Source organism: Paenibacillus sp. GM2, assembly GCF_900069005.2.
In the GTDB taxonomy this organism is placed as follows: Bacteria; Bacillota; Bacilli; order Paenibacillales; family Paenibacillaceae; genus Fontibacillus.
In genome coordinates this window covers 137,237-150,844 of sequence record NZ_LN831275.1, presented here as the reverse complement: position 1 = coordinate 150,844, position 13,608 = coordinate 137,237, and the positions used below count along the sequence as shown (strand labels likewise).

The window sequence follows — 13,608 nt, the reverse complement described above, 5'->3', positions numbered from 1 at the left end:
TACATTGAGCAAGAAAAAACGGGGATTTATAACACTTGCTGTAGTTTTGCTGCTTAGCATGACATTATCCGCTTGTGGGGGAAATAAGCAGAGCTCTTCAAATGACAAAGGTGCAGCGCAGGGCAGTGAGCCCGAGGTCACCCTCAAATTCTACTTCGGCGGGGACAAAAAGGCGGCTAGCGATGAGGTATGGGCCAAAATTAGCGAATACGTTAAAAGTAAGGGGCTGAATGTCAAGTTCGATATCAATACGATCCCTTTTGGTGATTTCAAGGATAAAATGCTCGTTATGGCCGCTTCAGGGGACAAATGGGATATGAACTTTGATGGTGACTGGCTGTCCTACAAGCAAATGGCGGCCAAAGGATCTTATATGGCGCTTAATGATTTGCTGCCGGAATATGCCCCGAATCTCTACAAGAAGTATCAGGAGCAGGGGACATTAACTGCGGCGACCGTAAACGGACAAATCGTAGGGCTGCCGTGGACGATGAAGATGAACGAACGTAAATTTGCCGGCTGGCGTTCTGATCTGGCCGAGGCTGCCGGACTTAATATCGAACCGGATTCGATCAAGACGATTGAAGATATCGACCATTTGCTTCGCCAATTTAAGCAGGCCTATCCTAACGAGAAGCTGTCTCGGACAACACCATTGTCGATTTACATGATCCGTGACGAGTGGGTGGACCTGAACTTCCACGGCCTGGGCTTCTATCTGGATGATCCAAAGGTTACGATTCAGCCGGTAGAGCAGCAGCCCTTCTATCTTGAATCCGCTCAATTGGCCAAAACCTGGTATGACGAAAATCTGATTAACCGCGATGCGATGATCGATAAGGAGGGGGAAGAGGTGCAGTGGAGGAACGGCAAGAAGCTCTTCACCATTACTTCGCATGAGTGGGCTTATGCTGATCCAGGCTTTGTATCACCTGACTTTAAACAAGGGATGTCGCTGCTGTACCCGGATAAGAGATATGTTAACCGTACTGCGCTTGCTAATGTTCTGGCAATCAACCGGAATTCGGAGCATCCTGATCTCGTCCTTCGCTTTCTGGATATGGTAGAGACAGACCAAACGCTGTACGATTTGCTTCAATACGGAATTGAAGGCAAGACCTATAAGCTGGATGGCGAAATGGCCGTGTATCCGGAAGGTATGGATTCCTCAACAAGCAACTATATGGAGTGGGGTGGACAATGGGCGTTCTGGAAGCCGCAGTTTATGCGTCCGACACAAACCTATGGACCCGGCTTCTGGGAAGAGGAAGCGAAGTTTGCCAGCGAGCCCAATAATGTGAACTCCCCAGTGGACGGTTTATTTATCGCTGAAGACAATGTAAAGAATGAAATTGCCAAACGGGACCAAGCGTCTGATGAGTTCAGCAGACCGATTGAATTTGGTGTAGTGAAGGATGTTGATAAATCGGTCAAGGAATACATTGAAATGCAGAAGAAGAACGGCCTCGATAAACTGCTAACCGACGCACAAAAGCAGGTGGACGAATACTTGGCTAGCAGACAATAAGGGTTAGAAAAGGATTTCGGACGCTCCTCTTCCCTATCGATTGTGGGGGAGAGGGGCGTCTTTTCAATAAATATTGAAAGCATTCGCGCATTTGTCTCCTATAAAGCGCTGCTGGCGCTATGTTACGATTTTCTTAGATATCGATATTATTGGAAGTCGAAGGCTGGCTTGCTGACGGAGGGCCGGTCCGAGCAGATAGGAGATGGAAGTGTGATGACAAGATTACAGGAGAGCATTTACGACAAGACCGGCGCCGATATCCCTTGCGCCTTGCAAGCACTGGCGAATCGCTATGTAGCCGACAATCCGGCTGAGCCCTACCGATATCGCGCTTTTAACCGCGAAGGCATCCAGCGTGCCAATGACTTTCGTTATGTGTTTAACTTGGGCGATCGCTTCCCTGAAGCTGAGGTTGGACAAATTTCCTACGCGTGGGGCATGATGTGGTGTGATCATCCGGATACGGAGATGACTTGGCTCACTACGGCATGGGGACCGCTTGAGGTATTTGTTAACGGCCAAAGGATCTACCGCTCCTTACCTGGAGATGAGCGGCCGAAGATAAAGCGGGAATGCCGTGCTTTGCTCAACGCAGGCTGGAATGACATCGCGTTGAAATTTACGAAGACGCGGGCTGGCTTTGGCGGTCTTTTCGGCACGCCAAGCAGCAAATGGGTAATCTTCAATTCGATCATTGCCTCTAGCGAGAGAAGTGGTCAAGAAGGGTGGCTGTTCAGCAAGCCGGTCGATGAAGCTGTAGAGGAACTGCCGATTGCCGGGCAGTCGGAATTTGCAGGAGCGCTGCAATGGTGTCCGCATCTTGAATGGACGGAAGAACAGCAGCTTATGACACCGCTGGAGAGATTATACGGCAGTGCGGACGGATCAACAGCTTTCGCCTGGTCGAAATTTCAGGCGAATAATGCGGCAAATCGAATGTATCGCATTATAGGCAGCAGCTTAGGTCCCACAGTACTACTCATAGATGGTGTGGAGAAGTACCGCTGCGAACAAGCGGGAAAATTCGAGCTGGAGATGGAATTATCCTATGGCTCGCATCAATTGGTGATTCGCGATACTGCGGCTTCTTCCTGGGGGACGACAGTAACCGTAATGTCCGGAGATCAGCCTGTTCGACTGGAGCAGCCAGTCCCTGTTCACGGATATTCGGGAGCTTGGTTGTATTTGGGCCCGTTTGCAGATCAATATATCCCGGGTAAGCTTGAGCTGACAGAGCTGCATCGCGTTCACAAGGATGGTGGGCAAGGGACGTACTGGCGAGCGGATATGCCTGGAGCCTGGATTCGGCCTTACCTGGAGGCTCCGCTATTTGGAAAGTGGAATTACCCTGTTGGTGTAACGCTGTACGGATTAGCACAGATGGGCAGAACGCTGGGACGATCTGATCTCGTCGCTTATGCCGCAGACCACGTCGCTCAAACGGTCAGATGGTATCCTTATACTAAATGGGATTATGAACAGTACAAAGGTACGGGAATTAATCAATCCCTTGCAGATATCGATAGCCTGGATGATTGTGGCTCCTTTGGTTCGACCATGCTGGAACTGTACCGGGACCATAAGCGGATAAGCGGGGTAGAGGAGCTGGCCGAAGTCATCGGAACTTATATCAGCGAAAAGCAGGAGCGGCTGACGGATGGAGCCTTCTATCGCAAGCATGGGCAAGGTGAGGATACGATGTGGGCGGATGACCTCTATATGAGCGTCCCTTTCCTATGTCGTTACTATGAGCTAACTGGTCAGGAGAAGTATATCCATGATGCGGCGCGACAGTTTTTGCTGTTCCGGAAATACTTGTATATTCCTGAAGAGCAGCTGATGTCCCATGTGTACGATTTTGAGCAGGGTTTAGCGACAGGAGTACCTTGGGGTCGCGGAAATGGCTGGGTGTTGTTCTCCTTGTCCGAGCTGCTGAGCGCTCTGCCAGAGAAACATCCGGAACGGGAAGAATTGCTGGAAATGTTCCGTACCTTAAGCGCAGGCTATTTGGCTCATCAAAGCGAGGAGGGGCTGTGGCGCCAGGTGATCAATGAACCGGATGCTTACCTGGAGACATCCTGTACAGCGATGTTCATTTATGCTTATGCACGAGGTGTACGAAATGGCTGGCTGACCGATAAGGCCGCTTATTCCAATAGCGCTATTCAAGCCTGGAGGGGACTGACCCGACACCGTATCGATGCACGCGGAAATCTATTCGGAGTATGCCGCGGTTCAGGCTATTCACATTCCAGCCGGTACTACAAGTATGATCTGCTGCCGCAGCTCAACGATACGCATGGGATCGGCATCGTTATGCTGGCCGGAGTGGAACTGCAGCGATTGATCGAATGGCTGCAAATGCCATAAAATAAATCGAAGAATATGCATTGACAGTCTCCCTCTTGTCATGTATTATGGTCTGAGGTGTTGACATGGTCCGGACCATGAAGGAATTTGATCTTACTTTCGTATAACCTCGCAGATAGCCGATTGACGGCTAGAACGGGCGAGGGTTTCTACAGGAAGCCGTAACTTCCTAACTACGATATAGAGAATTCGTTACTGATTCTTATATCGTAGTTAGGATTTTTTGCGTTTCCTGGATTCAAATGCTATCAAGGGGGAGCAATAGGAAATGAAAATGAAGTACTTATTATCCGTATTTATCGGTGCAAGCAGTTATGGCATATTGTCGACCATCGTTGTACTTGCCTATGGACATGGCTACCAGCTTGGTGAAGTGGTAGGCACACAACTACTGACAGGCTGCATATTAGCATGGATGCTGGCTATATATACCAAGCTTAAAGAGAGACGCCAACTGCGGGAAGAGCAGAGGAAGCTAGGAGGCTCGGGAAGTGCAACAGCAGATGCCTCGTCGAAGCTGACCTGGAAGCAGAGATTGCTGCTGATGTTAGTCGGAACGCCTACCGCTATAACAGGTCTGGTATATTATCATTCATTGCAATATATCCCGGCATCATTGGCCATTATACTATTATTCCAGTTCACCTGGATTACTGTGCTGATTCAGGCGATCAGCAAGCGCCAGCGCCCGAATGGGGTTATGCTGTTCACACTTGTATTGCTGTTTGGGGGAACGCTGCTGGCCGCCGGGCTGACAGGGCAGGCAGGAGGCCGTTTCTCTGCAATCGGGGTCACGTTCGGATTACTCGCAGCCGTGAGCTATTCTATGTTTGTTCTCTTTAGCGGCAAGGCAATGACATCGATTAAACCGGCTTATCGCAGTGCCTGGATGATTACAGGCGGACTCGTGTTAGTCTTTATACTATTCCCGCCGCATTTCCTGTTTAATGGTCTGCTGTGGAGCCAGTTGCTGGTGTTCGGGCTCCTGCTCGGTTTCTTCGGAGCATTCATACCTCCCGTATTGTTCGCGATTGGCGTACCTCATATCGGCGAGGATATGGCCGGAATTCTTGGAGCCATTGAGCTTCCGGTTGCGGTATTGCTCTCTTCGCTGGTTCTCCATGAGCAGGTGACATTGCTGCAATGGATCGGCGTTATCGTCGTTCTGCTTGGCGTCATCTTTCCTCAGCTCACTAAGCTAAGAATGAAAGCTACGGGCGAGAAACGGTTGACATAGTTCATAGGTCTTTTATAAGCCGCCTCCGGTCTGCGAATTCAGACCGGAGGCGGCTTTGCTTTTCGGATATTTTCTATTATGATCAAAAGAGAGTACAGCAAAAAATAAAAATCGACAAACTTCTTTGTTATTTTCAGGTATTATTAGGAATAGAATAATTGAACTGACATTAACTCGAAAGTAGGGGATTCAAGTGGGGATCTTTGATAAATTGAAGGATGGCGCAGCCAAAGCGGCAGACTTGGCCAAGGATTCTGTGGAGATTGCCAAGATCAATTCGCAAATCTCCAGCAAGCGGAAGGAAATTGAGAAAAGCTATTTATTGATTGGCAAAGAGGTCTATGAAGCTTATACCAAAAAACAGCTGGATACGCTTGAGTCCCTCGTTCAGGAGCAGAGCAATTTGATCCGTGGACTTGAGGAAGAAGTCGAGCAATTGGAATATAAGATCAGAGAGATTAAGGATGAGAAGGAATGTGTCTGTGGCAGAGTGGTACCGATGGACACGAAGTTCTGTCCGTCCTGTGGACATCAATTCGAGGAGATTGCCAAGATAGTCCCTGTCGAAGAAGAGTCCGCGAGCGAGGTGCTGGTCATTCAGAAGCATTGCGCATCCTGCCACGCTGTTGTGAATGAGACGGATCTTTTTTGTGAGAAGTGCGGAAATCGGCTAGCCCCATAGAATGATCAGGTTGCAGCAAGGGAGCTCCTGATCCTGAGCTTATTCGACATCGAATCTTGAAGTCAGCCGGGCTTGAGCAAATGCTTATCAAGTTTTGTTTCCTCCGGAACATTTCAGGTGCTCCCGTACCTGCTGCAGGCATAAGCTTCTTATTAACAATAGCTGGATAACTATCGAAGCAGGTTGATGACCATAATAAGGGTTGTCGGCCTGTTTTTGATTGATTGTTCTTTTTTGCACATACTAAGTGTTTCAGTTCATGTACAATATAACGGTGCAGCATTTTAGAATCCGCAATTTTAAGCTCATGGAGGTTGTCGCAAGGAATGAAGCCTATTATAGACGTAGCCAAATCTTTTGGAATCGATGAGAAATATCTTGAACTGTACGGAAAATATAAATGCAAGATTGACTTGCAAATCCGAGAGGATCTGCAGAATTGTGCAGACGGCAAGCTAGTGCTTGTGACAGCGATGAACCCTACGCCTGCCGGGGAGGGGAAGACGCTGACGACGATCGGTCTCTCCCAAGCGTTAAATGCTATTGGCATTCCTGCGATCGCTGCGCTTAGAGAGCCTTCCCTCGGCCCTTGCTTCGGTATGAAGGGTGGGGCGACTGGCAGTGGCAAGGCGGAAATTTTGCCCGCTGAAGATATTAATTTGCATTTTACCGGGGATATCCATGCTATCACTGCAGCGCATAATCTGCTGTCCGCAATGATTGAAAATCAGATTTATCACGGAAATAAGCTGCAGATCGATACGCAGAGAATTGTCTGGAAACATGCGATGGATATGAATGACCGCAGTCTGCGGCGAATTGTGTGCGGCATTGGCGACGGCAACGGAAGCGTACATGAATCGGGCTTTATGATCACAACAGCTTCAGAAATTATGGCCATCCTATGCTTAAGCGAGGATCTATCGGATCTCAGACAGCGGCTGGGACGGATTATCGTGGCCTATAATATGGCGGGAGAGGCGATCACGGCGGAGCAGATCGGTGCCGTCGATTCTATGACAGTATTGCTGAAGGATGCCATCAAGCCCAATATGGTGCAGACCGCAGAAGGAACTCCTGTCTTCGTTCACGGCGGTCCCTTCGCCAATATTGCCCATGGTTGCAGCAGCGTGATCGGTACCAAGACAGCGCTGAAGCTGGCGGATATTGTGGTGACTGAAGCGGGGTTTGGTGCTGATCTGGGGGCGGAGAAGTTTTTTGATATCAAATGTCGCCAGTCCGGGCTTGATCCAGCCGCAGCAGTGTTGGTGGTAACGATTAAAGCATTGAAATATAACGGTGGGGTTTCCAAAAATGAATTGGATGATCTTAACGCAGCTGCGCTGCAGGCAGGACTCGCCAATATGGAGCGGCATATTGAGAATATCCGCAAATTCAGGGTACCGGTTATGGTTGCCATTAACCATTTCGCGCATGATCATGACGAAGAAGTAGCCTTGGTTGTTGATCACTGCCGCCGTCTTGGAGTGAAAGCGGAGGTATCGGATGTATGGGCAGAAGGTGGCGCCGGTGGTCGGCGGATGGCCGAGACATTGCGGGATATTTTGCAGCATGAGCCGGTAAGCTTTACCCCTCTATATCCGAAGGACAGCAGCCTAATGGCTAAAATGGAGACGATCATCCGTCAAATCTACCGCGGTGCCGGCGCGCACCTGACTCCATCCGCACTTAAGAAGCTGGAGCAGATCGAGCAGCTCGGATATGGAAATATGCCGGTATGTATGGCGAAAACACCGTACTCCTTCTCCGATCAGCCTGCATTGCTTGGTGCGCCGGAAGGCTTTACCATACAGGTCAAAGATATTACACTATCGGCGGGAGCTGGCTTTGTGGTCGTTCATACCGGGAACATCGTAACGATGCCCGGATTGCCAAAGGTTCCGGCAGCCGAGCGAATCTATCTGGATGAGTCGGGAAAAGTAAATGGATTAGTGTAAATATAGGTGGAACAATCTGGATTTCCAAGGTACTCTTATACCTATAGGGTGTCCGACTATAACAATTGGGACACGAAATGGGGGAATATCCTATGGAAATCAGACAATTGGTTGCAGAAGAATTCGATCTGAGCGCAGATCTGGGAGAATATGCGTTTCAGTACAAGCTGTCTCCTGTGGAACGGACTGAACGAAGAACCCGCTTCAAGCCGGAGCAGGCTTGGGGAGCCTTTGAGAACGGGCAGCTGCTGGCGAAGCTTATGCTTCTGCCGCTGCAAATCTATATTCAGGGCAAGCCCTTTGATATGGGCGGCATCGCCGGAGTCTCCTCCTGGCCGGAGAATCGCCGCAGTGGCTTGGTGCGCGGTTTGCTTACCCAGGCGTTAAACGTCATGAAAGATCAGGGCCAGACGATCTCCTGTCTGAATCCCTTCTCCTTCGCTTATTATCGTAAGTTCGGCTGGGAGCTTATGACCGAGCATCGGAATTATACGATTCCGGTAAATCAATTTCCGGCCCGCAAGAACTTTGTTGGCAGAGTCAGAAGGGATCTGAGGGATATTGCCCTGTTGGATCAAATATACAGGCCATTTGCGCAGCGATATAATGGTACGTTGCTGCGTGATCGCGATTGGTGGGAGAGGTCGGTCTTGGATGAGAATGGACATGATGTTGTCTATTTCTCGGAGGATGGCACTCCGCAAGGGTACGCTCTGTACAATGTTGCGAACCGCGAGTTAACCATCGAGGAGTTTGTTTACCATAACGAGATGGCCCGTGAAGCATTGTGGACTTACTTCGCTAACCACGATTCCATGGTGAACCAAGCGGTAATCAAATTCGTCCCGATGGATGATTTCTTGCCATTCCTGGTTGATAACCCGCGCTTCAATCAGGAGATTATTCCTTATTTCATGGCCCGGATTGTCGATGCCGCTCCGTTTATTAATGAATATTCATTCCAGGCAGCGCAGGCAGGAACGACCCTGAAGCTGCGGATTGAAGATACGACAGCGTCATGGAATCATGGGGTCTGGCAGCTATATGTAGCGCCTGAGGGAAGAGGGCAGCTAAGCAAGCTTGATGAAGCTTCGGCCGAAGCCGAGCTCACTTGTGACATCCAGACCTTGACGACGATGCTTATAGGATATAGACGTCCGCAAGAAATGTACCGTTACGGCCGATTGGCCGGAGAGGAGTCAGCCGCTGCTGCACTGGAGCGCATCATTCCGCATGGGACGACCTATCTGATGGACTCATTTTAATGTCATAGGCAGCCATCCTTTTCTATTTAAGAAAGGGGTGGCTGTTTTTGTCCGGACTGAGGTTGATTGTGATTCCAAAGGGTGCGATAACCTGGTCTTGTCCTTGCCTATTCAACTCAATCTCGGATAAAATAGAAGAAATCAATCTTCCGAACGAGTAAAAAAGAAGATAAAGTTCAATAATTGGCTGATTGAAAGGGGATAAGGCACTTGTCAACCATACCAGGGATGGGGAAGACGCTCCTAAATATACACAGTAATTTGAACGGGCTTACCAAGGCGGAGCAAAAAGTGGCGCAATATATTCTGGATAACGCCTCCGATATTATTTATCATTCTGTGACCGAGCTGGCGGAAAAAGCCGATGTAGGAGAAACAACGGTGCTGCGCTTATGCCGGAAGTTAAAGTTTCAAGGATTCCAGGATTTCAAATTGTCATTGGCACAGGATCTGGTGAAGCCGATCGATAATTTGCATCAAGAGATAACAGAAGAGGACGATTCGACCGCGCTAAATGAGAAAATAATAGCCAATCATATCCGCACCTTGGAGCAGACAAGAGAACTGGCCGTTTCCGATCAGTTGGGCAAAGCGATCCATGCGCTGCTTCGGGCCCGCTGTATTTATTTCTTTGGCGTTGGTTCGTCTGGATTGACAGCGATGCAAGCGGCACATAGCTTCTCACGAATTGGCAAACTAAGCAGCGCCAAAGCGGATACTCACTTTCAGGCTATGGAAGCAGCCCTAATGACCAAAGAGGATGTGGCGGTTGGCATTTCGATCTCCGGAAGCACGAAGGATACAATTGAAAATCTGACCTTGGCTAAAAAGACGGGGGCAACCGTCATCGCCATCACAAGCAACGCCCGTTCGCCAATTACGAAAGTAGCGGATATCAGCTTGCTGATGATCGCCAGAGAGAATCCGCTGCAAGGCAGCTCTCTTTCCGCGAAAATCTCGCAGTTGGCTGTCATCGATATTCTGAATGTGGCCGTCTCCCTGCAAATGAAGGACGAGGCGCTGAGAACCAGAGAAGTAACAGCCCGAGCTATTTCCGAGAAATTGTATTAGAGCGACGCTGCATTTAATTGCAAAAGATGACTTGTACAGAGAGCCTTTTTAGGCTCTTTTTTTGCTGCCGATCCCTTTTTTTATGAAAAAGAAAAGCATATTACCAACTAAAAAGAAATAATCTTTTATTATTTAATAAATAGTGGAGAATTTCTCCAAAGCGTGTTACAATGAATTTGCAAGAGAGGAGATCTCTCCATTGTGACCGATCCATCCGGAAAGATTCACCGAACGTCTACGAAGTGGGCTAGCTTTTCAAGCTCGTTTTGTAAGCGCTTCACGAAAACCGGGTTGATGGATTCAAGGTCATCTCTTCTCTTCCACTATAGAAAGATAGATTATAAAGATGAGAGGGTGTTAGGACATGAGTTTCAAAGGAAGAAGGTTGATTTCATTATTGTTGGCGTCCGTGTTGATGGCGGGTCTATTGGCGGCGTGCGGTTCGGGTTCGTCCGGCAATAAGGAGGCGGCTCCGAACGGCAATAGCGACGGTGCAAAGCCAGAAAAGCAAGTCACTGTAGAGTTCTGGACAATCTCGCTGCAGCCGACCTTTAATGATTACTTCAACAAATTGATTGCGGATTATGAAGCGCAGAATCCAAATGTCAAGATCGATTGGAAGGATTATCCTTACGATGCTGTACTGAACAAGCTCATGACGAATATTGCTGGCGGCGATGCGCCAGACGTGGTGAACCTGAATACGGAGCTGGCCAATCAGATGGGAACCAAGGATGCTTTGGTTGACTTCAACCAAGAGCTGACAGCAGACCAGAAAGCAGCTTATTTCCCGGGGATCTACTCCTCCACGGAAATGGACGGCAAAGCGTTCGCGCTTCCTTGGTACACTGGATTGCCTGTCCTGTTCATGAATAAGGATCTGGTGGAAAAAGCGGGGCTGAATCCGGAAAATCCGCCGAAGACAAAGCAGGAATTGAACGAATGGGGTCGTCAGATCAAGGAAAAGACCGGCGCCTACGGCTATATTTTCACGATGGAAGCACGGACTTTGTTAGAGGAAAACCTGCCGTTCCTGACTGAGGATTATAAGAAGGCAGCTTTTAATACACCGGAAGTGGAAGAGTATGTCAATGAGAATTTACAGTTGCTGAAAGACGGCGTTATTCCAAAAGACATTATCAACTACGATAAACAAGTGCAATACTTCGCGAGTGAGCAAGTAGCTATGTCGTTATCCAGCTCGCCATTTATTAACAAGATCAAGACGGCTGCGCCGGATGTATACAACAAAATGCTTGCTGTTCCAAGTCCGGTTGGCAAAGCGGGCATCCGCTATTCCAACACGATGAACATCGTCGTGCCTACAGCAACCTCTCATAAGAAAGAAGCGGTCGACTTCGCTGTATTCGTCACGAATGCGGCCAATCAGCTGGAATTCTCCAAGATTGCTAATACATTGCCTTCCACAGTAGAAAGCGCCAAAGATCCGTTCTTCTCGGAAAATGACGGAACATTGGAAGGGGTCGCTAAGACGGTATCCGCAGTCAGCCTTGATAAAGCAGAAGATTTCTACATCGGTGTGGAGAGTGCCAAAGATGTTAATCAGACCATCACTAAAGCATTGCAGGAAATCTATTTGAACGGTGCTGATGTGAAGAAGAAATTGGCTGAGGCAGAGAACGACGTAAATAAAATTTTGGGCAACTAAATGGGGCAGGTGGGGCAGGCTCGTCCTGCCCGATTCTTATAGATATAGAACTATCTTTTATAAAGGTGGTGGAGGAGCACTATTATGAAAAAAACATCTTTCTTTACTAGATTCGGCAAGTCGGAAGCGTCAGTGGCTTGGTTCTTCATGACACCAGGTTTGATCCTGCTGGCCCTTTTTGTCTTTTGGCCGATTATTTACAGCGTACCCCTGGCCCTGACGAATTACTCCGTTATAGGCAAGACTGAATTTGTCGGCTTGGATAACTTCGTCAAAGCATTGCAGGATAGGAGCTTCATTACATCGTTGGTCAACTCCCTGCTATATGTAATTGTTGTTCCTTTTATCCAGATTTTCTCTATTCTTATGGCGATACTAGTAAATAGCAATGTCAGAGGAATTAAATTATTTCGTACGGCTTATTACATCCCCGTAGTCACTTCCATGGTGGCGGTAGCGCTGATTTGGGGCTGGCTGCTCAACCAGAACGGGGTCATTAACTATGTGTTGTCCAATTTAGGGTTAATGAAAGAGCGAATTACCTGGCTGTCCAATAAAGATACCGCACTCTGGACCCTGATGTTCATTACGATGTGGAAGGGCCTCGGCTACTATATGATGATTTATTTGGCCGGATTGCAATCCATTCCGAAGGATCTGACAGAGGCGGCGATGATTGATGGCGCGAACCGCGCTCAGACGATTCGTAAAATTACAATCCCGCTGTTGAAGCCGTATGTCTTTTTCTGCACGCTTATCTCACTAATGGCGGCAATCCGAGTGTTTGATGAAGTGTTTATCCTGACGATGGGAGGACCGGGGGATTCCACTTTAACATCGAGCTTGTATATTTATCAGCAAGGCTTCCAGCAATTTAATTTTGGCTACTCCTCGGCACTTGGCCTAATTGTCAGCGTCATTATAGCCGCACTTAGTATTGTCATCTTCAGATTCAACCGGAAGGGCGGTGTCAATCCATATTAATGGATGCATGATATGAGAAAAAAACCATTTCGTGTTTTGAAATTATTATTGTTATATGGAGCCTTGCTCCTGTTTGCCATTTTTATGATGGGACCGTTCCTGTGGATCTTCAGTGTGTCGCTTATGCCCGGCAAGAATGTATTCAGCTTTCCGCCGGCGATCTTCCCGACTTTTATCGACTTTGATAATTACGTCCAAGTGTGGAACTACATGGACTTTCCAAGATATTTAACGAATACCTTGATCATTGCCCTGATGGGCGTTGTCATGAACATCTTCTTTTCTTGTCTTACAGCCTATCCGCTTGCGGTATTCCGTTTCAAAGGCCGGGATTTAATCTTTACGCTGCTGGTAGCAACGATGATTATTCCCGCTGCAGCCGGGATGGTAGTTAACTATTTGACGGTAAAGGCCTTAGGCTTAATGGGCGGGTTTATTGCCGTCGTACTTCCTTCAGCGATTACCGTGTTCAACGTATTCCTGATGAGGCAAGCGTTTATGGGCATGCCGCATGAGCTGCGCGACTCCGGTAAAGTGGACGGTGCAAGCGAATTTCGGATTTGGCTGCAATTAGCGTTACCGATTGTGAAGCCGGCGATCGCCGTAATTGGATTATTGGAGTTCATGGGGATGTGGAATAGTTTCCTCTGGCCGATGATTGTGCTTAATGATACGAAGCAGTATCCGATCGCGTCCGCGCTCAGCTTTTTAAATGGCCAATTTTCCTATAATTTTGGCTGGATTGCCGCCGGGACCGTCATTTCGGTTGTACCGATTATCATCGTGTTCCTGTTCACCCAGCGCTATTACATGGAAGGGGTATCCGGAGCAGTTAAAGGATAGG

The 13,608-nt window shown here is 48.3% G+C and carries 10 protein-coding genes and 1 riboswitch; all 10 genes read left to right on the top strand.

Annotation, left to right across the window (positions count from 1 at the left end):
* Positions 1-4 precede the first annotated feature (4 nt).
* The 10 genes from BN1360_RS02405 (at position 5) to BN1360_RS02360 (ending at position 13,607) form a co-directional block, all read left to right on the top strand.
* Positions 5-1,528, top strand: coding sequence for an extracellular solute-binding protein (locus BN1360_RS02405; protein ID WP_068778315.1), 1,524 nt, complete (start codon positions 5-7; stop codon positions 1,526-1,528).
* Positions 1,529-1,741: 213 nt separating this feature from the next.
* The gene (locus tag BN1360_RS02400; RefSeq protein ID WP_068778314.1) at positions 1,742-3,898 is read left to right on the top strand and encodes a glycoside hydrolase family 88/105 protein; all 2,157 of its coding nucleotides are present in this window, start codon (positions 1,742-1,744) and stop codon (positions 3,896-3,898) included.
* A gap of 79 nt (positions 3,899-3,977) precedes the next feature.
* Positions 3,978-4,094: riboswitch (purine riboswitch) on the top strand.
* A gap of 78 nt (positions 4,095-4,172) precedes the next feature.
* The gene (locus BN1360_RS02395; protein ID WP_069188271.1) at positions 4,173-5,135 is read left to right on the top strand and encodes an EamA family transporter; all 963 of its coding nucleotides are present in this window, start codon (positions 4,173-4,175) and stop codon (positions 5,133-5,135) included.
* Positions 5,136-5,328: 193 nt separating this feature from the next.
* On the top strand, positions 5,329-5,817 hold the full coding sequence (locus BN1360_RS02390; RefSeq protein WP_068778312.1) for a zinc ribbon domain-containing protein: 489 nt from the start codon (positions 5,329-5,331) through the stop codon (positions 5,815-5,817).
* 326 nt (positions 5,818-6,143) lie between these two features.
* Entirely contained in the window at positions 6,144-7,775 is a 1,632-nt protein-coding gene (locus BN1360_RS02385) for a formate--tetrahydrofolate ligase (protein ID WP_068778311.1), read from the top strand.
* A gap of 92 nt (positions 7,776-7,867) precedes the next feature.
* Positions 7,868-9,040, top strand: coding sequence for a GNAT family N-acetyltransferase (locus BN1360_RS02380; protein ID WP_068778310.1), 1,173 nt, complete (start codon positions 7,868-7,870; stop codon positions 9,038-9,040).
* 210 nt (positions 9,041-9,250) lie between these two features.
* Complete coding sequence (locus BN1360_RS02375; protein WP_229520762.1) at positions 9,251-10,111, top strand: MurR/RpiR family transcriptional regulator; 861 nt, start codon at positions 9,251-9,253, stop codon at positions 10,109-10,111.
* A 364-nt stretch (positions 10,112-10,475) separates the two neighbouring features.
* A complete protein-coding gene (locus tag BN1360_RS02370; protein WP_068778308.1) occupies positions 10,476-11,780 on the top strand; it encodes an ABC transporter substrate-binding protein in 1,305 nt (434 codons plus the stop codon).
* 84 nt (positions 11,781-11,864) lie between these two features.
* On the top strand, positions 11,865-12,764 hold the full coding sequence (locus tag BN1360_RS02365; protein WP_068778307.1) for a carbohydrate ABC transporter permease: 900 nt from the start codon (positions 11,865-11,867) through the stop codon (positions 12,762-12,764).
* 3 nt (positions 12,765-12,767) lie between these two features.
* Positions 12,768-13,607 carry a carbohydrate ABC transporter permease gene (locus BN1360_RS02360; protein ID WP_068778306.1) on the top strand — a complete coding sequence of 280 codons (840 nt, stop codon included), beginning with the start codon at positions 12,768-12,770 and terminating at the stop codon, positions 13,605-13,607.
* Position 13,608 lies beyond the last annotated feature (1 nt).